Genomic DNA, 24511 nt, shown 5'->3' on the forward strand with positions numbered 1-24511 from the left:
AACCGACTCATCCTGGTCACACGAAGTTGTCCGGGCGATGATCACTGGCGAAGTGAGCGTGCCGTGAGGCACGGCGTCCGAACTCTTGACTGGAAAACGTGAGCCTCGGACATTCTTCTGGTAGCGTAAACTGAAAAAACAGGACGGGGACCGAAGGTCTCGGCTGCGCAGCACTCGAGAACCTCTTGTAGACTACCATTTCATTTTCTTGCATCGTGCTTCGTCGAGCAGGGAGAAAAACAGGCCGGCGGACAGGCACAGACCAAAATACGAATCGAGCAGAGGCACTGCGGATAGTAGCCTCCACTGATCGCGATGCACAGCGATGTACAGCGACGATATCGATGCATTAAGCCCCCACATCAGAATCACGCCCGATACGATGAGGGCGAAAGTGCCGGGATACATCATGAAAGGTGTCATGCAGACCAAACCCATTCCATACATGAACGGGAAGATTGCGATTTCCAGGAGGTAACAGAAACACAGCCAGAAGAACAATCCTGTGTGCCAGGCGATCTGTCGCTTTCGGAGTCGATTCACGAACTTGCGGATGACCTGCAATGAACCGCGAGACCAGCGGTAACGCTGGTTGAGAAGTACCAAAAGACTATCTGGCGCCTTGGTATCTGACACCGCCATCGGTTCGTAGACGATGCGGTATCCGAGCGAAAGTATGGAGACAGAGAGATCGAAATCTTCGGCAAAAGTGTCTCCTTCAAAGGGGCCAGAGCACTCTCCCTCTTTGATTTCACCCGGGGGCTTCGCAAACAACATGTGGACCTCTTCCATGACGTCCCTGCGAAACAGTCCGATGGGGCCGGGAACAACCAGCACCTGGCCAAAAAAGCTTTGCGCGAGTCGTAAAGCCCCGTTCGCCATAAGGTACTCGAGAGACTGCAAATAAGTAAGCAGGTTGGTGCGGTTCCTCACGCTTACCTGTCCGGCAACTGCAGCGACGTTTGGGTCGACGAGTCGAGCCACCATGAGTTTCAGTGACTCTGATCGCAGTCGGCTGTCCGCATCAAGACAGAGCACTAATTCGCCCAGGGTGCGTTGCAGGCCGAAGTTATGAGCCGACCATTTGCCACCGTTCGGTTTACGGAAAACCCTGATGTTTAAGGTCGGGTTGGCCAGTGCAAACTGTTTCGCCAGCTGATACGTCAGATCCTTTGAGCCGTCATCGATCACCACGACGTCGAAGTTGGGATAATCAAGTTGCCGCAATGAGGCCAGAGCTGCGGTGATGGTCGGCTCTTCGTTAAAGGCCGGAATGAGGATCGAGACATGAGGCCAGTGATGAATTGAATTGGCAGGAGTTCGCGAATCCTGCAGCAACTGAAGATAAGACATCGTCAACAGGAACGCCCAGCGAGACAGCATGACTGCCCAGCAAACGGAAACGATGATCACCATGTAGCGCATGAAGGGGGAAAAGTTCTGTGAATGAATGCCCAGCCATTCTGCGAAACGTGTGTACCACAATGTGTATGCGGTCGCCGTAAATAATACGGTCAGAAGATAAATGATCGTGACCTGGACGATCGAAGAATGGCTCCTGCGCCATTCTTTGGGGGCACCAGCTACGGCCCGCGGATCCGATGCCGTCAGGATGCTAACGCTGTCATTGATGACGGGGCTCATTGATCCCTGTTCGCTCGGTAAGAGATTGTTGAAGTCCTGCTCAGGAGTCAATGATCGCTGCTGAATGCTCTGGCTTTCGTGAACCGTTTCATCGCGTCCGGGATTCGGATTCACGCGTCCTGAAGGATCGGTTGACCTGCAGGGTTCTCAGCAATTCAGTCAGATCTTCATGAAGTGAACTTTCCGGGCCCTCAGTTTGACCAAGATCCCTGAGCGCGTGCTCTAACTCTCCGGTCGGATCTTCACCTTCTGCCAGGTTTCCCGCAAATCCCTGGCGAATCATCCTGATTCCCTTGCCCTGGTATCGATTAATCGCCCAGCCCGCACTGGCCAGAAGATCGGCATCGACTCTACGTGCGAGGATTGATTCGCGTAAACGGTTACCCAGCGACTGCAGAAGAACCCCGGAATCGCCATGATCCAGCCGCAGTTGCTGCAGCTGTTGTGTAACGTGCGTCTTTTGACTGTTCACAAAAGGGCCCTGGTCGGTCGTTTCTGCGTGCGATGCTGCTGCATGTAAACGCGACTTTCGGGTGACAACGATACCGACACTGCCTGCGGCCAGCAGCAGCAGAGCGAACTGAAACAAAGGAACCGACAGGAGTGGCGGCTGCCAGGTCAACTGAACGGGAACAAGCTCTTCATTTGCAAGCAGTGGAAAAAGATCCATCGGAGTTTGACAGGTTGCGGAAACAATCGCGTGATCGGAATGATACGGTGAAACTTCTGAGCCGGTAATTACGCCCTTCAGATGAGATGTAAGAACCGAATGTTCAACCCATACATCAAGGCCTCCCGATTGGTTCAGCATTTCGGCAAAGTGCCTGGGAATCGTAAACTGCACTTCAGCGGAATCCCTTTCGGCCATCACCGCCACGACTCCATGTTCTTCAACGGAATTTGGGGCGGCCGAACGGTAGACCACAACGCCATCGCAGGGAGCGAGGATGGTATTTGCTTCCTGCATACTGCGAATACCCGCTACAACTTCGTTGATTTCAGCACGAATCATTTCGATTTCGGCGTCACGTTGCCGCTGTGCTCGAAAGTAGTCCTGCTGGATCGAGGTCTCTACAGATTTCAACTCCGACCTGGCAACGCTCATCGTTGAAGAAGCTGCACTAATGTCGCGTTCAAGAGAAGCCACCTGCTGAGCAATCAATTTATCAAACCGTTCTCCGTTCGAATTCAGATGTTCAATCTCCGCCTTGAACTGCTCAATTGTCTTATCAAGTTTCTGCAGTTGTTCACTACTCGAAATCGCCTGGTGTCGAGAAAACTGGTGCTCTTTTGCGGTGAGCGCTCCTTTGGCCAGCAGCGTCGCCGTCCGTTCATAGTCTTTGAGCCGCAGATCGAATTCAGAACGGGACTGATTTCGTGTTGCCGCATAATCAATGATATAGCGATCGATTGCGACAACTTTGTCTTCTCTCTCGAGGTGTTTTTCGAGCCCCACCCGGATCGTCTCTTTCAGCAGCGGCTCCAGGTTGTTCAGTGTCGCCTGAGCGAGTTCTATCTTCGCGAGGGCATTCTGGTGTTTGCGTGTCAGTTCCTCATCGATTTCCAGAGGCTTCGAACTCATGACATTCAGTTCCGCAGCAAGCTTGTCCTGCTTCGCCTGCAACACGCAGATTTCTGACTGAAAATTTCCTGGTGTAAATTCAGTCAGTGCCTCACCCTTGCTGATGATGCCCAGAGGAGCGACGTGGCCAATCTCAGTGTCAAGCCTTGCGCGCGCTGCAAATGACTGCCTGAGCCGCATGACACCCTGGATTGGCACCATCTCTGCGATGATGTAGCCGACTGCTGCCAGCAGAATGCCGCCGAGGAACATTGCTCTGGACAATCTGGACATCAGAGGGATTTCAGGTGTGGTTGAGTCTGCATTCTTCTGTCGACGTTGCCACACCCACGCGGCATAACTGAAAAAGAATGTCGCACAGCCAAGCATCACGCTCAGTGAGGTGAAACGAAAATAGGCCCAGGAATCCATAGGATCTGTCTCGATCAGTTTCTCTATCGTCGATGAGCACTCCGGCAGTCAATTCCGCGCGGGACACAGCGAATACTGCTTTCAAATCCGGTTCTGGCGCCCATTGAAAATGGAGAACGATTCCATGACCCACCCTGGTAGTAAATCCCCGTTCCGGGTTTGAAATCATCTCCACCCGCTGAGAGAACACCCCGAAGGCAACTCAATGTGTTACCGAGAGTCGTTTGACAGGCGTTCACGGTCCATGGATTTTCACTGATGCGCCGAAGTCCTTTTCAACGGGTTGATAACAGTGATGCAAATGATGGAACCATCGGCAGATCTTTAGGCGGGGCAATACCATGAATCCTGGCATGCCTGCCGGAGTCAGTACTTTCCCCTACCCCGGATATATAGATTCAGCGTCTTCGAAACTGAGACGCTGCACGACTTGCATAGAATCATATCCGTCTTATCCCCCGTCAGTATTCTCCCTACCCGTCCGCTGAATTTCTTAATCAATCATTGTGACGCGCAAGTCTGAGGAGCCTGTTGAAAACGGGACTGGCCCGAGCAGGAGACCTGAAAACACGGCCGCTTGCAGCCGTCCAGCGTGCCTGTCCCCATTTTTCAACGGACAATTGGATATCAGCGTAAAACACAAGTGTAAACGATCGCTTGTGAACGCAAAGTCTTCCCATTTCCACTAACGGATATCCGGAACTACTGGATATACGTAATATCGATTTGCACCCTACATTCAGGATAACCAAAGAAATGCGCTCTCGACGATTTGGTTCTTCGACCTGCGAATAACATGAGTACTTTGCAATGGATGCTGTACACGAGGATTCGCAACGCCTGGTCGTTTGTTGAAGAATGGAATGAGCACGCGACCGACGTTCGGGATGATCAAATTCCAACGCCGTTCAGCCACTCGATTCCGGCTTCTAACAGACCAACAGCCGTGATAAGCAACAGCCGGTTTCCTGTGAGGGGTTGGATATGACGTTTCGTGAAGGGATTCTTCGAGTCGGATTTTCCATCGCCGTCCTGGCGACGTCTTCAGGCCGTTCAAACGCTGATCTATCCTCTCAGTTAACAGATGCTGTGCCAGGGGAGCATGCGTCCGCTACGACGGTGCTGGACTCTGCAGAGTCTGGAGGTCCCGTCGTTCTTAACGGAGCAAGGATGACTGATAAGGGATTTTTCTCGGGGCAGATCGGAACCTACGGAGGCAGGAACACAGGGATCAACAATGGATACATGAGCCTTGAAGGGCGCGGAGGACTTTTTGAGGACAGCGGAAACGAGGTCTTCTTTTTCGATAACCGATTACTGCTCAACGACTACACACTTCCCGGTGGAAACCTGGGATTGGGGTACCGACAATTTCGGGCGGGATCCAACGTTGTGATTGGAGGGAACCTGTTCTACGATCGCTGGAACCTCGGTCAGAATGCATTTAATCAGATTGGTCTTGGTGCTGAGTTGCTGGGAGATGGCTGGGAAGCTCGGTTGAACGGTTATGTTCCCGTCGGGCGTGAAGACCAGCAGATTGGCCTCGCGAACGGATTCGTCGTGGGGACAGACATTTTTGCCACTCGCCACCTCCAGTCAGCCCTGAAAGGCTGGGATCTGGAGTACGGCGGCGCATTGCTGTCAGGAAATAACAGAACACTGAAAGCCTTTGGAGGTACCTACTATTACGACGGCACAGGAGTTAACGGAGCCTTCGGCCTCCGTGGCCGCGGTGAACTGGCAATAGGGTCATCTGCGGCTCTAAATCTGAGCGTTCAGAATGATTCCATATTCGGCACCACCGCGATGTTTGGTGCGACGTTCACACTACCAGGGAGAGACATTCACGATCCCGGTTACCGTCAGTCGGTCTACAATCGCATGACGGAGCGAGTCCACCGATCTCAGAATGTGGCCGTGACCGAGCACACCGTCACGAGTAACACCGGATACAACGCATTCTTCGTGCAGCAGGGAGCATCCGGCAGCGGAACACTGGCTGATCCCGGCAGTTTGGGAGCGTTGTCAAGCGACCCGAATTTCAAAGCCGGTGACGTCGCATTCCTTATTAACTCTGGTGGCACATTCACAGACTCGTTTGTCATTGACGCACCTGGCCAACAGTTGATCGGGTCGCCGGATGCTTCCGGATTCGCCACCACAACGCTGCCCGGCAACGTAATTCTCACTCAGGGTGGACTGGGAGGACGATCAACGATCGATGGCCAGATTCTGTTTAATACCTACGGTCGTGCCAGTGGGTTTGATATTTCCTCGGCTTCGCTTATTCCCATCTACGTCGACGGACTTGCTGCCAGCCAGACGATCGTTGTTGACAGTGTGAACGTCAATGGTTCGGTCGACGACGGAATTCACATTGTGAATTCATTTGGCACCTTCCAGTTTCTGGCGGGGACCAATGGCGGACTCATTCAGAATGTCACGGGCGACGGTATCGAAGCGCTCGGGGACGTCGATGTCCTGCTGGATAACGTCACCTTCAATAACGTTGGCATGAATGCTATCCGGACGAACTACACCGGAACATTCGTCGGCACAGGCAACACCGTAATTAACAATCCTGGCTTTAACGGAATTTATCTAACGAATAACGATTCGACCTTCCAGTTCGAGAACCTGACCATCAATGGTGGGGGCAACGGCCTGTTCCTTGATGGATTCAACGGTGACTTTACGGTGACGGGCGATGCCGTATTCAACAAACAGGTCTCAACAGGCATTATTCAGCCTTCTGCTGCAGGTGTCGGCAACACCAGCAACCTTTCCTTTGGCAACCTGACGATCGACAACCATAACGGTTACGCCGTGTCTCTTGAAAACCATACCGGTTCGTTCAAGGTGACCGGTGACGCTGTCATCGAGAGCTCACAAACACTGCCGGTTGCACTGGGCATTTTGAGCAACAATTCGTCCACAGATTTCTCGTTCGGTTCGCTGGATATCCATCATGCAGGAACCGCCCTGGCTCTGATCAACCACAGTGGAAATTTCACCGTGGACGGTCAGACCAGCATCGATGACTACGGTATCCTTGGAATTCAGTCCGAAGGTTCAACGACGAATTTCAACCTGGGCTCTCTCTCCGTTACCAATGGTGGTGGCACCGCAGTTGCATTGATTAATCACACCGGGGAATTCAATGTCACAGGTGCTACCAGCGTTGACGACTATGCTGCATTTGGTTTTCAGGTGCAGGGAGGGGCCACTGAGTTCGATCTTGGCTCGCTGAATGTCTCCAATGGTAACGGTATCGCGATCGCTCTGTCGGGTAATAACGGCAATTTTATCGTCCATGCGGATGCCAATCTCAGTAACAATCGTGGCGGTGGACTATTAGTTGCCGCTGGCAACTCCGACATCAGCTTTGGCTCGCTGGCTGTCAGCCACGTTCCGATGCAGGGTTATGGAGTGGCACTGGAAGGCCACAACGGAACATTTACAGTGGTCGGTGACGCAGACTTCAACTCGACAGGTCAGTGGGGCATTCAGTCCCGCAACTCAAACACGACATTTCAGTTTGGATCACTCGATGTCATCGGAACGTCCATCTTCGGTGTGGCACTCGATCATCATACGGGGGATTTCACTGTTGATGGTGCTGTGAACTTTACTGATCCCTGGCAGTATGGCATGTTGTCAAACAACAGTAATTCCAACATTCACTTCGGGTCGTTGTCCACCAGCAACACAGCTCAGTACGCGGTAGCACTCAATAGTCATACGGGAGACTTCATCGTCGACGGCGCTGCGAACCTGACCAATGTTGGCGGGTATGGTGTGCAGGTGGGCCCGTGGACCAACGGAGACGTGAGATTTGGTTCACTCAACGTAACCGGAGCAAGTTACGTGGGACTCAATGTTGAAGGCGGAACGGGCAGCGTTCTGGTACAGAATGGTGCGACGATTGATGGAGGAAATTTCGGAGTCCAGGTGAACAACCGGACGGGCGATGTCAGCTTTGGATCTCTGACAACAAGCAACAACCGATACATCGGAGGTGTCTTTCAAAACATCAACGGCAATCTGAACGTAACGAACGACTTCATTGCCTCCAACGTTGGGCAGGGATGGTATGTTGATAAGGCAGTGCAGGTCAGCGGCACAAGCGGCGCCGTTAACTTTGGATCACTGGTCATGGACGGGAACGGAGCCCTGGGGCTCGACTACCGCTTCAACCAGTCCGGCCTGACAATCGCCGGCACAACCGCAAACGGTGGCCTGTCCTCCACTGGCTTCATCAACGGTGTTCAGGCACTGGATAACACGGGCGACATTCGAATTGGAGATGTCGATGTGACAGGGACTGGCGGCTTCGGCACCGGCCTGTTTGTTACACGTAACAATGGAAGTGTGCTGATCGATGGGGACGCAACGTTCACGAACACCGGCCTGAACGGTGCGAGTATCACAAACGTCACCGGGGCCGTTGAGTTCGGTAATCTGACAGTTGAGACAACGTCGCAGAACGGTTTGTTCGCTCAAAACATCAGCGGCGATCTGACTCTTGGCGATGTCGACATGGACAACAGCGGCACCTTCGGCATCTACCTCAACAATATTGGTGGAAACACTTCGGTCGAGAATCTGGACATCAATGGGGCAACCTCCACAGGTGTCGGAATCACGAATAACAACAGCAGCTTCACGGTCACCGGTACAACGAATATCAGTAACTCACACCAGGGGATCGCCGTCACCAACTCATGGAGCGATCTCAACTTTAATGACCTGACCATCGAAAACATGACCGGCAACGGCCTGTCGTTGTATAACAGCAGATCGAATGTAAACGTCACCGGGAATGCGAGCTTTAGCAACACAGGGGCCTCCGCCATTCTTTCTGACGGTGCCTCGTCCGGCAATCTTCAGTTCAACAATCTGGACGTCAATACGAACTGGGCAAGTGGAGTTTCGCTGAATGGGCACACCGGCAATTTCGTTGTCACCAACGACGCCACATTCACCGGCGCTGGAGGAACGTCGTTCCTTTCTCAGGGCAACTCAAGAGGCGACTACAGCTTCAGCAACCTCACGACCACCGGCAACTGGACGAATAACGTGGCCCTCGTGAACCATGCCGGAGACTTCACGGTCACGGGCAACACCAACTTCACAGGAGCCAACATCGGCCTGCAGGTCGAAGGCGGAACCGGCGACATGACGTTTGCCGACATAACGATCAATTCGCCCGGCACCAACGGGATCAGCGTGTTCGGCGGCAACAAGAATCTGACCGCGTCCGGAACCACAACGATCACATCGCCTGGTGCCAACGGATTGATTCTGACTCAGGGTACCGGCAACATCAACTTCAGCAATCTGATCGTTACCGATCCCGGAGCGAACGGCATTACGATGTCATTGTTTGATGGTCGTCTGACAGTAAGCGACGGTGAAATCTCCGGAATCAAGTCAGGACAACAGGCCGTCTTTAAGCATGACTCCGGAAGCGGCACCATCACACTGGAAAATATGATCTTCAGTACGAACGCCAACGATGTCTTCGGCCTTGTCACCCTGGAATATGGCAATGGCGGTTTTGCCACACTGAATAACAACCAGGCCATCTTTGCGCAGGGAAGCACCGGAACCATTGGTTACCGCTTTGGAAGTTTCGGCATTGCCGACAAGGTGATCCTGTCGGGCACCGGCAACACCACATCAAACGCTGTCGAACAGACATTGTTTGACACGTTTGCTCCGTCCTTCTTTGGGCAAGTCGAAATCGATGGAATCGGCTTCCCAGTCACTCCTTAATTCGTCAAGGCGGGGGGAGTTTGCTCATGGAGTTCTGACTTCACAGTCCGTGATAGAAGCAAATGAAAGGAAACCCGAAGCATGAGCGAGGGACCGAAGATCGGGGCACGCAGAGTCGCCAAGACGCGAAGACGACACGCAGCGAGAATAGCTGCGGGCTCCATGTATCCGGCTGGGCCAGACCATTGAATTCCCGAAGAATTGCTGGCCTGCCTTTGCGTCTTAGCGAGAATTCACTCGCTCACACGTTGATGCGATCATTTGTATCCCGAATTACTTCTTCCAGACTGCGTGAATTCCCACGCAAGATAGACATTCTAAGTCAGACGGCCCAAAAGGAAACCCGAAGCGTGAGCGAGGGGCCGAAGAACGGGGCACGCAGAGTCGCCAAGGCGCAAAGACGAAGTGCTATGCGAGTAGCTGCGGGCTCCAGGCATCCCTTTGAACCAGACCATTGAGCTCCCGAAGGAGTCCCGCCTTTGCGTCTTAGCGACTTTGCGAGACATCACCCTCTCACACGTTGATACGATCACCCGTATCGCGAATCACTTCTTCCAGACTGCGTGGGCATTCCGCATCCACGGACAATACAACGGGCAACCGTTCCGGTTACTTTGCTCTGACGGCCTCGACGGCCAGCCACGTGAGGAACTGATTGATTTCAAGATTGCCTCATTCCGACGGATGAACCCAGATTCCCCGTCTCTCTTTGTAAAAAGTGAGGTATTGAACAATCCATCGGACATAGGCTTCTTCTGTTCGAATGGACATGTGCCGAGCCCTCATTAGTCCTTGCACCTGATCCAGAAGCCGCGGCATGCCCTGGCTGCTCATGTCTCTCGTTTGCTGATTTGGGGCGCCCGGGAATATCCAGCTTCTGGATATTCCAGGACTCAGCCGAAAGTGTATCGCGGGTGTGTCAAGACGCCATCCCCGCAGGGCTGTTGACATCAGCTTCTCCGGGAGTCAGAATCTGCTCCGTTGCCGCACGTTTCGCTTTCAGACTATCCACTGTGATTATCCAGCGGCTGGATAATACTTGTTCGCATCTCAAACCAAAGAGGCTCACTTTGCCGTACGGAATACCATGGCCACAGACGGACTATGCTGTCTACAAGTGCGTCAAGTGTGCAGGCGCCTGTTGTATCTTTTCGCCACTGGGTGTTGTCGACGTGCTTGGTCACTTCTGACAAATCCTGCGAGCCGTCGAGCCGTCGAGTTCGCCGAAGGATTTGCGGATGGCCTATTCGATCGCGAGGCAACTCGCTCGGTTGCAATGGACGCTTGCAAAGTGGAGGAACTCAACAATCTGGATGTGACACGCGACGCCGCCGAAGCTGTCGCCTCACTTTTTCGCGGAACCCCAATGTACGCTGCCAAAAAATGCGACAGCTGCATTACCCGCGCACTTGCAATTGCCGCGGCAGGCGAACCACTGTTAACAATGGATGACATGTGGATGGACGACGACGAATACGTTCGTTCAGAAAGAAAAGCAAATGCAAACGTCGCGCGAGACATATTCCGTTACCCATTTCACTCTGCCCCAAAGATCGACACCGAATGGCTGAAATGGCGCGACGCGGCGATTCCGCAAATGTGCCAAAGAATGTATGACTCGATGGACTTCGCCCAAATGAATGGATTGGGGCGATCACTGCACAATGCGGGATGCACTGACCAGGACATTTTAGATCACTGTCGCACGACTGTTCCTCACTTTCGCGGATGCTGGTTGATCGATGCCATCCTCGGAAAACGCTGGGGAACAACAGATCGGGATAGCGGTCAGCCCTGCGGCTGAGCCCCTCCCACACCACCCGGCATGCGGGTCCGCACCGGGCGGCTCAGATCTTTCGCAGTGAGTGTCTGCCAGATTGTGAACAGGCTGGCTAATCCTTCGTGAGCGAGATAGTCCAGCGACAGTGCTTCGTGCACGGCTTTGCTGGACGACTGCGTCCACGGACCTTTGCGACTGCTGCTGCCGTGAGTCACCGCTTCGTCGTCTTTGACACCGAGCCGACGCAGATTCGCGATCCTCGTGCGGACACCGCGCCATTGCTTCCAGTAGCAAGCCCGGATGCGACGGCGAATCCACTTGTCGACTTCCACGAAGTACGTTTTGATCGGCAACAGACGAAAGTAACCCACCCAGCCCTGAAAGTAGCGACTCAGCTCCGAGATGCGAAGAGACCTCGACACGCCGCGGTTGCGACGGGTGATCTGCTTGACGCGGTCACGGAACTTGCGTTCGTTCTTCGGACTGACTCGAATCTGACCGCCCCAGCCTTCGAAAGCGAAGCCGAGCCCTGTTGTCTTCTATGAATCTCAGGGCGACTCCGTCCGTGCGGCAGATGCGGCTTTTCTGATGATTGATCACCAGTTTCAGTTTGCGAGTCAGCGACGCGAGGCCAGCATGGTATCGAACGCGGGAGCCGGATGGATGACAGTGTCTCTGACAACACAAGTCGTTGTTCAGATCGCTTCGAAACAGAAGCCGATCTCTTCGCCGCTGCGCCACTTCGAGGATGCCGCCGCAACCGTTGCTCGAACAACAGTCACATCCGAATCCATCCCAACATCCGCCGGAATCCAATCACCCTCAAATCGCCAATCCCAGGGTGACAAACCATCTCCCCATCGGTAAACTGATCCGCTAGCGGACCCATTATCGTGATGAATCCCGCAAGGAATCAACCGAGCCGCAAGCACTTGCAAAGCGGCAAAGTTCAACGCACGATCTATAAGTCGGCTAATCGCCCGACGCATAGATCGCAATTCGTTATTTCGCTGTCGAATCGGCCTTCTGGATTCCGCCATGCTTTCGATCACTTTGGCATTCTTTGCGCTGAGTCAGCAGGGCGGAGTACATTCGGGTGACGGCATTCCACCCTTGCGTCGCGTGGCAATCGATAAGTTGCGAGCTACGCCAGAAGGGAATCTGGTTATTCGCGTATTCCTCGATTGGAGCAACGAGTAACCGAGATCATTCAACATGAATCAACTGAAACGGCCGCTGCCACATTTACTCAAAGCCCTCTTCGTCTGTGTAGGGGTTGCACTCGCTTACTGGTGGATTACCGATGGAGTAAGCCCTCTGTCTTTTTTTATTCTTGGCGGAATCGTCAATTACTCGGCTGCCGCGTACTTTTTCCAACGGGCTCGCTACCGAATTCGGACATGGAAGACTGCCAAAGGGAAGATTGTAGACATGGAAGACTTTGCCGACGGTCCCGGTGGGTCACCTATTGTGGTGTTTACGGACAGTCACGGGCGGAAGTACGAATTCACGAATTTCATGGGCGGGTCGAATCGGTACCATGTGGGTTCCCGGGTCGATGTTCTCTACGACCCGTCTCGACCAGAAAATTCCCAAATCAATGACTGGCCGAGCCTTTGGGCGGTCACGGCGATCGGAATTGGGACAGGAACATTCTTCGCAATTCTCGCATGCCTTATGGCTTAGTGTTGGCATGTTCAGCCAAAATGTTTTCCTAAACGTGTTTTGACGAACAGGAAACGCTGAATTGGTACTATGAGATTACCGGATGGTATCCTCGGCGGGGACTAAAGGTGTCAGGAACCGTTCTTATTGAGTCCGGGTTGTCTGCGAGGGCGAGTTGTGATTTCCAGCCCCGGCTTTGCAGTTGCTCCGTCTGCCCGGGTTTGATCGCCAAATGACGAACCGCGATTGACGCTACGACGGATTCCAGTCAGCCCCGCTTCTGTTTGCGCAGTATTCCCATGCTCCAGTCAGCCCGCACTTTGACGAACGGGCCATGCAGACGGCGAGACATCTTCCGCAGCGATGCGAGACGAGCATCGTATCGAACGTGGGAGCCGGATGGATGACGGCGTCTTTTACACCACACGTCGATATTCAGATCGCTTCGAAACGGAGACCGATCTCGCAGCCGCTGCGCCACTCCGGAGATGCCGACCCATTCGTTGCTCGATCGACAGTCGCGGCCGAATCAATGCCAACATCCGACCACGATCCAATCGCCAATCCCAGGGTGACAACCCATTGCCGCATCCGTAAACTGCTCCGCAGCGGATTCCTCACCGTGATGAATGCCGCAAGCAAACAACCTGGCCGCAAGTATTCGCAGAGCGGCAAAGGTCAACACACGATCCATACGCCAGCAACTGCCGTCGCATAGATCGCAATTCGTTATGTGCTTACTCCAGGAGTGCGGTACTTGAACATCGAATCTCTGAAGAAAACTATCGCCAATGTTCCATCGGTGGCTGAACACTCCGAATTCATCCTTGGCCTCTTGAAACCCTGCGTCCATATTCGTCTCAGCGACGGGCCGATTGAAGAAGCCGGTAGTCGATTCGGTGGCCACCCATATTTGCCAACAGACTTTCAATGGCCGAACCACGAGGACGGCGAGTATAAATTTCTTGGCCAAATCAACTTCGCCGAGATCGAAGATCGGCCAGCCTCGCTACCGGATTCGGGACTATTGGCCTTTTTCTACGCAGACGACGAAGAGGGCGAGATCTTCTGGGGCGATGACGGTTACGTTCTCGGTTTCTACTGGCCATCGTTTGATGGGCACTCGTTATTCGACTCACCAACTGCTGATGTTCCCGAGAGCGTTGCGATAAGCCTGACTGGTGGAATCGATATACCACGGTACGAAGACTTGCGATCCGACTGGCCCTTCGACCGCGATGCACTGTACGAACTGACTGACGCTCTCGACGAAAACAGCGAATACTTGCTTGGATACCCTTCTTTTACCTCATTAGCGTACGATCCTACACCAGATGGTGACTGGATTTCACTGTTAACAGTCCACTCGCTCGATGAGTTCGACTGGTGCTGGCACGACGGCGACAAACTGATGGTGTTCATCGAGTCAAGCAAACTTGCGCAGCGAGACTTCAGCAACCTGAAGAGTGACGCCGGATAGACAAATAACAATGGCATCAACGCGGAGCCGTCGATCGGGCGTTGTCAAGTGGAGCATCAACCTCGGCGGCACGGTTCTGCCAGACGTTCGCCACCAAACACCTTTCAGCGAAAAGCGATACACTGTGATTAAATTTGTAATGTGCCTGACGCGACACCCCGACTTGTCTCGCGACGAGTTCCGGGATTATTGGAGAAACAACCACGGCCCCTTCTTCATGAAGAATGCGGCCGTGATAGGTGCCAGAAAGTATGTCCAGTCGCAAACATTGGACTCCACACTCAACCAGGGTCTCAGGGAATCGAGAGGCATGATGGCCGAGTTTGACGGCGTTGCAGAGGTTTGGTTCGATTCGGAAGAGGCGCTGATTCAAGGGATGAGCTCACCCGAAGGGCAGAAATTGGCGGGTGCCTTGCTTGAGGATGAAAGCAAGTTCGTGGATCACTCCAAATCCGCCGCGTTCATCGTTGAGGAACACGAATTCTGAAACCAGTGGCGAACAATGCCGTGAACCGGAGTACTCATTCACGCGGCAACTGAAATCAAAGTCTTCCGTGAGTGCCCGGTTACGGCAAACGCTCCCCGATGCGTTTGTTGGTCAGAACGATGTTTACTCCCGCCGCGCACTGATCCCGGTCCTTATCTTCCTCCGAATATGCTTATGAACGACCTGATTTTAGTTCGATTCGAGACAGCACTGCGAGTCCATCTCAAAGAGGATCGTTCGCTCATTCGTCGATGCACAAACGAGCAAACTCTCACTGCGTCACTTGCATGTGCACTCCGCACGCAGTTTCCAGATTATCATGTGGATGTTGAATACAACCGCAATATGGACGAAATGAAGCGGCTCAAAACCAACAGTGGCCCCGTGAAGAATTCGAAACCTGATATCATTGTTCACACTCGCGAGTCGAATGACGACAACAAGCTAGTGATAGAAGCAAAAGGCCACTGGAACTCCGAAACTTGGGACGCCGACAAATCTCGAATTGAAGCATTTGCGTGCTCACCTTACAACTTTTCTGTTGGCATCGTATTGATGTACCACGAACCAACGGCAACTGAATACAGATGTGAATATCAAACATACATGAATGGTGTTTGGTCCGATTCGCACGAAGTTGTAATGCCGAACCCAAGCACTGGCTAAAACAGCAGAGAACCGTCGTGGATCAGAAACTCGCGGAGCCAAGTCCTAATTTCTGTTCAAGGAACGCGGACTATGTTCGGGCTTAAGTGTTGGGCGATGATGTAGCTGTGAGGCAGGATGCTGATTTTAGTGACTTGGCGAGCAGCATTTTTCTGCTTTGGAACAAGTTTCTCTGAGTCAGCGCAGAGGAGTGAGTTCTGAACGGTTTCAGAACCAGTGATCGCGAGATCTGAAACGCCGCGGCGGGCTAACCGCTCGAACTGCAGTGTCAGCAGGTCGTCAATTCGCCGCAATTCTATTTACGGACGAGTGTCTCGGGCGGGGGTCGAACCCACAACCTTCGGCTTCGGAGGCCGACGCTCTATCCAATTGAGCTACCGAGACTTGTTTGAGCGGATATTTACCGTTTCGCAGCTTCAATTTCCACTCAAACGGCACGCTGCGGCACAGGAGCCCGGCAAATCGCCCGGCGAGAAAGACAGATCGAAGCGACATCGTTAAAGTACGAATCGATTGTCGAGCGTGGAATTTGCGCGCTCGTCGTTGACACGTTGTTCAGGTTGCAGAGTTTGGGTGCTTCGTCTGGAGCTACAGATATGCCGGGGTTGATGGCAATTTGCCAAGAATGCGCGCGAGTTTTAGTAACTTGGGCAAGCGGCCGGGTTAGACAACTGACCTGTTTGCGGCGGGAGAAGCTACAGCGAATGCCGATCCTGCTGTTCACCGGCGTAATGGTTGTGGCTGGAATAAACCGGTCACAAGTTTCGGCTGCCGAATTAAACTGGCCGTTCCGGGCTGGGCCGACTCTCAATTCGCACATCGCCGCCAGTGATGCTGAGGGCCTGCCAAAGGAGTGGGATGAAGCATCAGGAAAGGGCATCGTCTGGAAGTGTCCACTTGAAAATGCCGGGCACTCGACGCCAATTATCGGCGACGGCCGGATCTGGCTGACCGCGGCTACGGAAGAGGGGCATCGCCAATACGTCTACTGTATCGACCAGGCAACCGGGAAGGTAATTCATCACATTCTGCTGTTCGAAAATGCCGAACCAGAGCCACTAAAGAACGCAATTAATACCTACGCGTCGCCATCATGTGCACTGGATTCCACTGGTGTTTACGTTCACTTTGGCACGTACGGGACGGCCAAACTGGATCGCAACACCGCTCATGTCATTTGGCAACGTCGAGATATCAACTGTCGCCACTTTCGTGGCCCGGGCTCATCCCCCATCATTTTTGAAAACCTGCTGATTCTGACTTTTGACGGCATTGATCATCAGTTTTTGACTGCTCTTGACTGCGAAACGGGCAAGACCGTATGGCGAACAGAACGAACAACTGATTACGGTGACCTGGATGAGAACGGTCAGCCAAAGCTGGAGGGAGATCTCCGGAAATCTTACAGCACTCCGGCGTTTACTACCGTGAACGGAAGAACGCAGGTTGTCTCCGTGGGATCCCGAGCGGCATTTGCTTACGACATCCGCACGGGCGAGGAGCTGTGGACAATTCGCCACGATGATTTTAACGCGTCTGCTCCGCCGTGCTTCTACAAAGACTTTGCAATCCTGAACACCGGATCGCGGAATGCAAATTTGCTGGCGGTCCGGCTGGCTGACGATACCCGCGGTGATGTTTCTGAGTCGCACGTCGTCTGGAATCGAACCAAAGGAAACTCTGATCTCGCTGCCCCCGTTTGCGTCGGTGATCACATTCTGATGGTGACCAACAATGGTGTGGTTTCCTGCCTGGAGGCTGGTACGGGCGAAGAACTTCACAAGATTCGACTGGATGGCACATTCACGGCATCACCTGTCAGCGACGGCAAGTTACTTTATGTGTGCAACGAAGAGGGCGACACATATGTCATCAAAGCCGATCCCTCACTGGAAATCGTTTCTCGAAACAAGCTGGCTGACGGTATGCGTGCGTCACCAGCGGCAGCAAACGGACAGCTCTTCGTCCGCACCTTTTCCACTCTGTACTGTCTTGGAAGCAAAGAATGAAATCGTCGATCCGTGTTCCTGTGTCATTTTTTTTCTTCAATGCGGCTTTGCTTACGACAAGCCTTCTGGCCATCGGTACCTGTCAGGCAGATGATGCGGACTCGATCAGGAAGGGCGAATGGGTTTCTATCTTCAATGGTAAAGACCTGAAGGGCTGGACGCCCAAGATTCGCTACAGCGAACTCGGTGAAAACTATTCAAACACCTTTCGGGTCGAAGACGGCCTGATGAAGGTTCGGTACGACGGTGGTGGCTACGAGGAGTTCGGAGAACGCTTCGGACACATCTTCTACAAGACGCCATTTTCGCACTACAAGTTTCGAGTTGAATACCGATTTGTTGGTGAGCAATGCAAAGGCGGTCCAGGCTGGGCAACGCGCAACAGCGGTGTGATGGTTCACGGGCAGGATCCTGCAACCATGGCAAAGGATCAGGACTTTCCGGTCTCCATTGAAGTGCAGCTACTGGGTGGAAACGGCAGGAATGACCGACACACGTCCAATCTTTGTACCCCTGGTACCAACGTTGTCATGGACGGAAAAATGAAGCTTCAGCACTGTATCGATTCGACTTCGAAAACCTACCACGGCGAACAATGGGTCACGGCTGAAATTGAAGTGCTGGGCAATAAAGTGATCCGACATATCCTCGAAGGAGAAGTCGTCCTTGAATACCAACAGCCACAGCTCGATCCGAGAGATAAGAATGCGAAGCCGCTGATCAAAGACGATGCGTTGATGTTGTCCGGGGGCACAATCTCCCTGCAGTCCGAGAGTCATCCGGTCGATTTCCGTAAGGTTGAAATTATGGTTCTGGATGGAGCTGATGAGTAACCCTTCAGCAGAGTTCGCGATGGACACGGCAGACCCGCAGCCACACACCGGTCAGCGATGGACGATCGTGGTGGGTCTTGCCGTTTTCGCAATCATTCTTGCAAGCGTATGGTGGTACCTGTTTCCGAGGCTCTTCGGCGAACGCGTTTCCGGCAGTGCCGATGTTGCCTTTCGCTTTGCGTCGACTGCCCCCATAGAAGGGTGGCAGGCAGAGACAACCCCGGATGGGCTGCCGGTGTTTGTTTCTCCAGAGGTTGTCTGGGATGCAGATGATTTGACCACATTTCACGGTTCATCCGAAGGCCCTGCTCCGCTGCTTCGATTCTATATCAAACCTGAGTCATGCGATTTGTTCGAGCCAACAGAGAGTCATCTTGCGCTGTTTGTCCATGGGAAACTGCTGGCCACCTTTCCCGCCGACAGCGTCTCCGGCCATTCACTGACCATTTCGCTGCCGTCGGTTTCAGTATCCGAGGCGGAAGAAGCGTTCGCTCGGTTGACCGAATAACATCGACGCTCACGACTTCGCATGCATACTCCTGCCAGAGCCACTGGAATGTCACCCGCCCGCCCGTTGATGTTTGATCTCGGCCGAATTCGTAAATCAGGGATCTTTGGTCATGTCGAGTATCATCGATCCCTTCCGTCGACAAATACCACTGCACGCGAATTATTCGTTCCACTGTTGGCACACGCTCCGGCACTGGTGTTAGCCGACGAACAAACAGCTGGACGCGGACGCGGAATGCGAGAGTGGTGGTCCACAGCAGGGGCACTCACTTTTTCGCTGGTGATCAGGCCCGCCGATATAGGATTGTCTCAGGAGAATTGTCCAATGCTATCGCTGGCGACGGGAGTCGCCGTGCACGACATGCTGGCCGGCGAGCTGACGTCGACTGCGATCAGCATCAAGTGGCCGAACGATGTTTATGTGCAACACCAGAAGATCTGCGGTATTCTGTCCGAACACGTCACAACTGACGGGCAATCAGGAGTCATTGTCGGCGTCGGGATCAATGTCAATAATTCTCTGGCGCATGCTCCGGATGATGTTCGTTTTCGCGCGACGTCGATGTTTGACGAACAACAGCAGTCATTCGATTTGACACAAATCCTGCTGGCGACTACGGCCCGCATTCTTCACAGAGCAAATGAGCTGGCGCAGGATGCGGCTCGAATCATCCAACCGTTCAACCAGAATCATCTGCTGAACGGACGGCGGGTGACAGTCAATTCACCGACTCCGGTGACCGGAATTTGCAGGGAAGTCAACCAGGCTGGACATATTGTTATTGCAACCGCGGATGGCGATGTCCGGATTGGCAGCGGCGAAGTTGTTGAATGGCAATAGCCAGGCCCTTCCCGACGCACAGAAGCAATCAGATCGCATTTGCAATTCATTCGCACCTGGATACGATCCCCACAGCACTTTGTTTCTCCCCTTTTAACTCCTGATTTCATCCGGATTGCGTGCGACTGGTCACTGTTCGTGAGGTTGATTGCTGGTTGAAATGACATTCATGCGACTCCTGTACCGAGACAAGTCTATTGGGCGACTCAGTGGATTGATCTGCGTCGTTATTGCCATGATCGGCGGGAGCAGCGTGGGATTTTCGATGCCACTCCTTCTGCTGCAAAATGCAGAAGTCGCACCCCAGTACACAGCGGAGGACCAACCTGTCCCTGCCACGGGTTCCGCCGCGGCCGCAAAGTCTCCATGGAATCCTGCTGTCGGTGGACTCAACAGACGCGGCGAACTACCACCGCTGAAGACGCAATCATTGTTGCTTCTGGCGGGCTACTGCCTTGCAATCATGATGGCATCTATGCTGGGTGGCTGGCTTGCTACTCGTTTGCGTTTGTCACACAACAGCATGCAGACGGTCATCAGTTTTGTTGGCGGTCTGATGCTTGGTATTGGAGTCTTTCATCTGCTTCCGCATTCGGTCCATGGCCTGCCGTCCATTGATTCTGCCGCGCGGTGGATGATGGCAGGAATGCTTGCGATGTTCCTGCTCATTCGTACGTTTCACTTTCATCACCACGGTCCACTGGAGGTTGCGGTGGATGTTCATCGGCACGAACCTGCTGCGAAGAACGCTACTGATAGCTGCGGTTCAAGTGACGGAAACAATGTTGTCCTGGGCATCCACCACGACCACGACCACGACCACGACCACGACCACGACCACGACCACGACCATGACCATGACCATGACCATGACCATGACAACTCTCCTTCGCCAGCTAGTTTGCAGCAGTTGATCGCGTCCGGTCCGCCTTGTGGTCATGCCCATGAACTCAGCTGGGCGGGAATTGCGATTGGACTTTCTCTGCATACGTTCATCGATGGGATCGCACTGGCAGCCAGTGTGCAGGCCGAATCCACGCATCGCATTCCGTATTCGTTGTTTGGGCTTGGAACTTTCCTGGCGATCATGCTGCACAAGCCATTGGACGCCGTTTCCATTGCATCACTGATGTCGGCCAGTGGATGGCATCCGCGATGGCAGCACCGGGTGAATGCGTTGTTTTCCATGATGTGTCCGGCCGGCGCATTCCTGTTTCTGTCCGGTGTCAGGATGCTGGGTGACTGGCAGGGTTATGTTGTTGGTGCAACACTGGCCTTTTCGGCCGGACTATTCATCTGCATTTCGCTGAGTGATCTTCTGCCGGAAATGGAATTCCATGCACATAACAGGGCTCGATTGACGCTGACGCTGATTGGCGGCATTCTCGTTGCGCTGGGGATTACGTTTCTTGAGCCCGGGTATATGCATTAGCTGTCAGCGTCCGTTGATCGGTCACAGTTCATGGGGCGGTGATTGCGGCCTGTTGGTCAGCAGGCATTGTCTCCCTTCTCTATCCGGCATTTTCATCGGGCCTTTCGACGTCTGGTAGTTATTCATGCGACGATTCCTTCATCTGACGGCATGTTTGTTTGTGTTGTTTTTTGTCTCTGCCATTCCTGTCCGGAGTCTTCCTGCGAACGACGCATGCCGGATTCAGATTCTGGATAGTGAAAATGGCTGGCCTGTTCCGCTTGTTGAACTCCGGACAACGCATGGGATGCGGTTCATTTCAGACAATGCGGGCGTCGTGTGTCTTGACGTCCCGGAATTGATGAACAAACCCACGTGGCTTTCGGTCATTGGTCATGGATATTCGATCGCAAAAGACGGCTTCGGGTACGAAGGGGTCCGCGTGATTCCTTCCCGTGGCGGTTCTCTGGAAATCCGTGTCCGTCGAGAACTACCAGCGCGTCGACTCGGGCGAATCACGGGTGGTGGTTTGTTTGCAGAAAGTCAAAAGCTGAGGGAACACCTGGACTGGAACGATCAGGGAATACTGGGCTGCGACAGCGTCCAGAACACACAGCACAGAGGCCGCATGTATTGGGCCTGGGGCGATACCATTCTCTCAAACTACCCGCTTGGCCGCTTCCACATGATTGCCGGCACCACTGCACTACAGCCCCTCGAAAAGTTTCAGCCCCCCATAAAACTCGCCTACCAGTACTTCACTGACAAGGAAGGGATCCCCGACAACGTCGCGAAAATGCCGGGCGATGGGCCGACATGGCTGAACGGTCTGGTGAGCCTGCCCGATCAATCCGGGAAGCAACAGCTGTGTGCGACCTACGCCAAAATTCGACCGCCGCTTACCGAATATGAACTTGGTTTGTGCGTTTGGAATGAAGATTCAGACCGCTTTGAGCCATTCAAAGTTCTCTGGAGCCAATCGGAAGGTCTTGCCAAACCACAGCGAACGCCGGGCGGTCATGCGGTTCGATGGGCGGAGGATGCCGATCATGAATGGATTCTGTTTGGCGACCCATTTCCCAGCCTGCGTTGCAAGCCAACGTTTGAGGACTGGTGCAGCCCCGAAAACTGGCAACCGCTCGATCCGCAGCCGACTGTTCTTTCCTCAGACGGAACTCGTACGGTCAAAGTCCACCGAGGTGCGATCGCGTGGAACGACTACTTGAATTGCTGGGTGAGCGTGTTTACTGAGTTCGGTGGAGAATCTTCGCAACTCGGGGAACTCTGGTTTGCCACCGCAAGTCAGCCCACCGGGCCATGGCAGGACGCCATCAAAGTTGTGACCCACGACAAGTATTCGTTCTACAATCCGCAACTTCATCCCGAATTCACTGCCGAAGGCGAATCGCAACTTTTATTCGAAGCCACGTTCACCCACACCTTTTCGAAAACGACAACCCCAGTACCACGGCATGACTACAATCAGGTTCTTTACAGCCTTGATCTGTCCGAAATTCGCACCGCGCAGAAACTGTCACCGGGGACCAGGTAAATTGCGGGACGTGAAACACAGCCAGCAACCTGGCTGTCCGGGGCCTGAGTTGTTCTGTCATTAGCGACATTGATCAGTCAGTCGGGGTGAGCTTCGATCAAATGAAACCATGGCACCGGCTGGCCCATCTTGCGACATTGTGTCTGTGAACATTCCCGCGGACGCGCCCACAGACTTTCTTTACTGCAGCCATGTTTGCAGCCGACAGTCTCTTCTTCGGTTTCGCTCAGACGTGCGACACTAGTGACAAGGTGGTCGTCGCCCTGAGAGAGTCGATTCTTCCCGGCCGAACGGCGTTCTGATGTGATTGGCCTGTCGGATTCCTTTTCCGAGTCGAAATGGTTTCTGAGATCACAGCTTTGACAATCTTGCGGAAGGAACACCAAAGTGTGAGCGAGGGGCATTGTGCCACTCGGTGACGGAGCAGCATTCGATCGCTCACTGTCCGTTGAACATCGGGACCGGCGCGCTGGACGACTGGGAACTGTCGTGTATTGAGATCTCTCGCTCGACCCAATCCGTTTTTCAGGCTGCTAAGCTAAGGGGCGTCTTTAATAAACTGTCAACTGGCTAGAGCTGACCGGAAAGCAGGATCAGACTGTAGACCGCGACTCCTCCAACGACTGTGGTTCCTGCGAGCAGCAACAGACGGCCGATCCGAAAATGTTTGCGGCCAACCAACTCCGCGGCTGTCACGACAATTGCCACCATGACAAACTTGAAAGCGACCATTCCGGGCATGCCCGAATGCCGAATCACCCATTGAGCCACCGGATTGCTTTCAATCATATTCAGACGTGTGAGTCCCTGTCCGCTCAAACGCAGAATGATGTACGTCACAAAAACATCCATGGCACTGGCGAGAACGAACCAGGAGATCTCGTTTTCATACAACAGTTTTCGGCCGGGAAGTTTCATCTGTGAACAACACCGAATGGATTAGTCCAGGGACGGTCAATGAATTCGAGAACAGGGATCCGGCAGCTTGTCCAGGCGTTGAAGAAACGTCAGTGAAGATGCGTTCAAAAGGAATGGGATGCCCTAACCTAACTGTGCGTTGAAAAACCGGGACAGGCACGCAGGACGACTGGAGATCGTCGTGTTTTCAGGTTTCCCGCACGAGCCAGTCCCGTTTTTCAACAGGCTGCTAATAAGAACACAGGATGATGGAATAGTCCACGAATGATGAAGCGGTGTCCACGAAAAAACCGATGCCAGGCGTTTCCGCTCAGCATCGGTTCTGTCAATTGATTCGGGTGAAATCACTGGTGCAAAATCCCGGTGCCATCACCATTGAACTGGGGGGAGGAATCAAAAGTCCAGATAAACAATCCGACCTGGAATCAAGCGAACGAATCGTGTTGCGTATGGTTCGATATCATTGGAGTTCTTTCTGGCCTCGACTCGCACGATCTGAGATGCGCCATGATCCAGTGGTCGTTCTGATTCGAACAGCCAGACACCATTCTGCATTCTGAAGCCGCCCATTCGCTGAACGCTCAAAAGCGGCGAACCTGAATTATCCCGAACGGCCAGCATTCCCGTGCGAGGGTGTTTCTCATGCGGGATTGGGTGGGAAGGCCGCGTGTAGGTTTCACCGACAGTTCCCGGCAAAGAGATAGCGGCCACCTGGAAACCCATGGCTCCAAGCGGCTGGCCCATCATGACGCTGCCCACTGGAAGATCCATTGGAGATGTCAGACAGATTTCATCTGCCTGAACGGGAGACGTAGTTGGCAGAGCAAGAACGCCGACGAACACCACAACAAGAAGTCGATTCCACATCATAAGACCCCGTAGCTGCAAGTGCTCCAGGAAGGCCTGGAGCCACACACTTTTTGATCAAGCTGGTGAGAACTGCC

Annotated in this window: 20 protein-coding genes and 1 tRNA gene; 15 read left to right on the plus strand and 6 right to left on the minus strand. The window is 53.4% G+C overall.

Annotated elements, in window-relative coordinates; genetic code table 11:
- Positions 1–192: 192 nt before the first annotated feature.
- Both R3C20_10090 and R3C20_10095 read right to left on the minus strand, forming a co-directional pair.
- A complete protein-coding gene (locus R3C20_10090) occupies positions 193–1758 on the minus strand; it encodes a glycosyltransferase family 2 protein (GenBank protein ID MEZ6040847.1) in 1566 nt (521 codons plus the stop codon).
- Positions 1733–3499, minus strand: coding sequence for a hypothetical protein (locus R3C20_10095; GenBank protein ID MEZ6040848.1), 1767 nt, complete (start codon positions 3497–3499; stop codon positions 1733–1735). The genes R3C20_10090 and R3C20_10095 overlap by 26 nt, the downstream gene beginning before the upstream one ends.
- A gap of 1122 nt (positions 3500–4621) precedes the next feature.
- Between R3C20_10095 and R3C20_10100 the strand changes: the two genes are divergently transcribed.
- Together R3C20_10100 and R3C20_10105 are read left to right on the plus strand one after the other, a co-directional pair.
- On the plus strand, positions 4622–9415 hold the full coding sequence (locus tag R3C20_10100; GenBank protein ID MEZ6040849.1) for a hypothetical protein: 4794 nt from the start codon (positions 4622–4624) through the stop codon (positions 9413–9415).
- Positions 9416–10691: 1276 nt separating this feature from the next.
- Complete coding sequence (locus tag R3C20_10105) at positions 10692–11219, plus strand: hypothetical protein (protein ID MEZ6040850.1); 528 nt, start codon at positions 10692–10694, stop codon at positions 11217–11219.
- Here the strand turns inward: R3C20_10105 and R3C20_10110 are convergent.
- On the minus strand, positions 11204–11689 hold the full coding sequence (locus R3C20_10110; GenBank protein ID MEZ6040851.1) for a group II intron maturase-specific domain-containing protein: 486 nt from the start codon (positions 11687–11689) through the stop codon (positions 11204–11206). The two genes, R3C20_10105 and R3C20_10110, sit on opposite strands and share 16 nt — an antisense overlap.
- A gap of 94 nt (positions 11690–11783) precedes the next feature.
- Between R3C20_10110 and R3C20_10115 the strand changes: the two genes are divergently transcribed.
- From R3C20_10115 to R3C20_10145, 7 genes are all read left to right on the plus strand, one after another.
- Positions 11784–12062 (plus strand): hypothetical protein, encoded by a 279-nt coding sequence (locus R3C20_10115; GenBank protein ID MEZ6040852.1) that lies wholly within the window; start codon positions 11784–11786, stop codon positions 12060–12062.
- A gap of 171 nt (positions 12063–12233) precedes the next feature.
- A complete protein-coding gene (locus R3C20_10120) occupies positions 12234–12395 on the plus strand; it encodes a hypothetical protein (GenBank protein ID MEZ6040853.1) in 162 nt (53 codons plus the stop codon).
- 15 nt (positions 12396–12410) lie between these two features.
- The gene (locus R3C20_10125; protein ID MEZ6040854.1) at positions 12411–12881 is read left to right on the plus strand and encodes a DUF3592 domain-containing protein; all 471 of its coding nucleotides are present in this window, start codon (positions 12411–12413) and stop codon (positions 12879–12881) included.
- A gap of 382 nt (positions 12882–13263) precedes the next feature.
- Positions 13264–13578 carry a hypothetical protein gene (locus R3C20_10130; protein ID MEZ6040855.1) on the plus strand — a complete coding sequence of 105 codons (315 nt, stop codon included), beginning with the start codon at positions 13264–13266 and terminating at the stop codon, positions 13576–13578.
- A gap of 39 nt (positions 13579–13617) precedes the next feature.
- Positions 13618–14340: a YwqG family protein gene (locus R3C20_10135; GenBank protein MEZ6040856.1), complete on the plus strand. Its 723-nt coding sequence runs from the start codon at positions 13618–13620 to the stop codon at positions 14338–14340.
- Between the two features lie 139 nt (positions 14341–14479).
- Positions 14480–14827 (plus strand): EthD domain-containing protein, encoded by a 348-nt coding sequence (locus R3C20_10140; GenBank protein MEZ6040857.1) that lies wholly within the window; start codon positions 14480–14482, stop codon positions 14825–14827.
- A 174-nt stretch (positions 14828–15001) separates the two neighbouring features.
- Positions 15002–15493 (plus strand): hypothetical protein, encoded by a 492-nt coding sequence (locus R3C20_10145; protein MEZ6040858.1) that lies wholly within the window; start codon positions 15002–15004, stop codon positions 15491–15493.
- A 310-nt stretch (positions 15494–15803) separates the two neighbouring features.
- Here R3C20_10145 and R3C20_10150 read toward each other — a convergent pair.
- Positions 15804–15877: transfer RNA gene (locus R3C20_10150), tRNA-Arg, on the minus strand.
- A gap of 320 nt (positions 15878–16197) precedes the next feature.
- On the opposite strand from R3C20_10150, the gene R3C20_10155 reads away from it, so the two are divergent.
- The 6 genes from R3C20_10155 (at position 16198) to R3C20_10180 (ending at position 22649) form a co-directional block, all read left to right on the plus strand.
- Positions 16198–17502 (plus strand): PQQ-binding-like beta-propeller repeat protein, encoded by a 1305-nt coding sequence (locus R3C20_10155; GenBank protein MEZ6040859.1) that lies wholly within the window; start codon positions 16198–16200, stop codon positions 17500–17502.
- Positions 17499–18335 (plus strand): DUF1080 domain-containing protein, encoded by an 837-nt coding sequence (locus tag R3C20_10160; protein ID MEZ6040860.1) that lies wholly within the window; start codon positions 17499–17501, stop codon positions 18333–18335. Before R3C20_10155 ends, R3C20_10160 begins: the two co-directional genes overlap by 4 nt.
- A complete protein-coding gene (locus R3C20_10165; protein MEZ6040861.1) occupies positions 18328–18843 on the plus strand; it encodes a hypothetical protein in 516 nt (171 codons plus the stop codon). Before R3C20_10160 ends, R3C20_10165 begins: the two co-directional genes overlap by 8 nt.
- 48 nt (positions 18844–18891) lie before the next feature.
- Positions 18892–19686 carry a biotin--[acetyl-CoA-carboxylase] ligase gene (locus tag R3C20_10170; protein MEZ6040862.1) on the plus strand — a complete coding sequence of 265 codons (795 nt, stop codon included), beginning with the start codon at positions 18892–18894 and terminating at the stop codon, positions 19684–19686.
- Between the two features lie 169 nt (positions 19687–19855).
- Positions 19856–21118, plus strand: a complete 1263-nt coding sequence (locus R3C20_10175) for a ZIP family metal transporter (protein ID MEZ6040863.1) — start codon at positions 19856–19858, stop codon at positions 21116–21118.
- Between the two features lie 124 nt (positions 21119–21242).
- A complete protein-coding gene (locus R3C20_10180; GenBank protein MEZ6040864.1) occupies positions 21243–22649 on the plus strand; it encodes a hypothetical protein in 1407 nt (468 codons plus the stop codon).
- Between the two features lie 570 nt (positions 22650–23219).
- Here R3C20_10180 and R3C20_10185 read toward each other — a convergent pair.
- Together R3C20_10185 and R3C20_10190 are read right to left on the minus strand one after the other, a co-directional pair.
- On the minus strand, positions 23220–23567 hold the full coding sequence (locus R3C20_10185; protein ID MEZ6040865.1) for a DUF5658 family protein: 348 nt from the start codon (positions 23565–23567) through the stop codon (positions 23220–23222).
- 393 nt (positions 23568–23960) lie between these two features.
- A complete protein-coding gene (locus R3C20_10190) occupies positions 23961–24434 on the minus strand; it encodes a hypothetical protein (protein MEZ6040866.1) in 474 nt (157 codons plus the stop codon).
- Between the last annotated feature and the right edge of the window lie 77 nt (positions 24435–24511).

The sequence above is a fragment of the Planctomycetaceae bacterium genome (genome assembly GCA_041398825.1).
Taxonomy (GTDB): domain Bacteria; phylum Planctomycetota; class Planctomycetia; order Planctomycetales; family Planctomycetaceae; genus F1-80-MAGs062.

What these genes read in the sequence shown, in the direction of transcription:
- R3C20_10180 (MEZ6040864.1), top strand. Translation starts at nt 21,243, where the DNA reads ATGCGACGATTCCTTCATCTGACGGCATGTTTGTTTGTGTTGTTTTTT.
- R3C20_10105 (MEZ6040850.1), top strand. Translation starts at nt 10,692, where the DNA reads ATGGACGCTTGCAAAGTGGAGGAACTCAACAATCTGGATGTGACACGC.
- R3C20_10190 (MEZ6040866.1), bottom strand. Translation starts at nt 24,434, where the DNA reads ATGTGGAATCGACTTCTTGTTGTGGTGTTCGTCGGCGTTCTTGCTCTG.
- R3C20_10145 (MEZ6040858.1), top strand. Translation starts at nt 15,002, where the DNA reads ATGAACGACCTGATTTTAGTTCGATTCGAGACAGCACTGCGAGTCCAT.
- R3C20_10125 (MEZ6040854.1), top strand. Translation starts at nt 12,411, where the DNA reads ATGAATCAACTGAAACGGCCGCTGCCACATTTACTCAAAGCCCTCTTC.
- R3C20_10130 (MEZ6040855.1), top strand. Translation starts at nt 13,264, where the DNA reads ATGACGGCGTCTTTTACACCACACGTCGATATTCAGATCGCTTCGAAA.
- R3C20_10175 (MEZ6040863.1), top strand. Translation starts at nt 19,856, where the DNA reads ATGCGACTCCTGTACCGAGACAAGTCTATTGGGCGACTCAGTGGATTG.
- R3C20_10155 (MEZ6040859.1), top strand. Translation starts at nt 16,198, where the DNA reads ATGCCGATCCTGCTGTTCACCGGCGTAATGGTTGTGGCTGGAATAAAC.
- R3C20_10120 (MEZ6040853.1), top strand. Translation starts at nt 12,234, where the DNA reads ATGCTTTCGATCACTTTGGCATTCTTTGCGCTGAGTCAGCAGGGCGGA.
- R3C20_10115 (MEZ6040852.1), top strand. Translation starts at nt 11,784, where the DNA reads ATGATTGATCACCAGTTTCAGTTTGCGAGTCAGCGACGCGAGGCCAGC.
- R3C20_10165 (MEZ6040861.1), top strand. Translation starts at nt 18,328, where the DNA reads ATGAGTAACCCTTCAGCAGAGTTCGCGATGGACACGGCAGACCCGCAG.
- R3C20_10185 (MEZ6040865.1), bottom strand. Translation starts at nt 23,567, where the DNA reads ATGAAACTTCCCGGCCGAAAACTGTTGTATGAAAACGAGATCTCCTGG.
- R3C20_10100 (MEZ6040849.1), top strand. Translation starts at nt 4,622, where the DNA reads ATGACGTTTCGTGAAGGGATTCTTCGAGTCGGATTTTCCATCGCCGTC.
- R3C20_10095 (MEZ6040848.1), bottom strand. Translation starts at nt 3,499, where the DNA reads ATGTCCAGATTGTCCAGAGCAATGTTCCTCGGCGGCATTCTGCTGGCA.
- R3C20_10140 (MEZ6040857.1), top strand. Translation starts at nt 14,480, where the DNA reads ATGTGCCTGACGCGACACCCCGACTTGTCTCGCGACGAGTTCCGGGAT.
- R3C20_10170 (MEZ6040862.1), top strand. Translation starts at nt 18,892, where the DNA reads ATGTCACCCGCCCGCCCGTTGATGTTTGATCTCGGCCGAATTCGTAAA.
- R3C20_10160 (MEZ6040860.1), top strand. Translation starts at nt 17,499, where the DNA reads ATGAAATCGTCGATCCGTGTTCCTGTGTCATTTTTTTTCTTCAATGCG.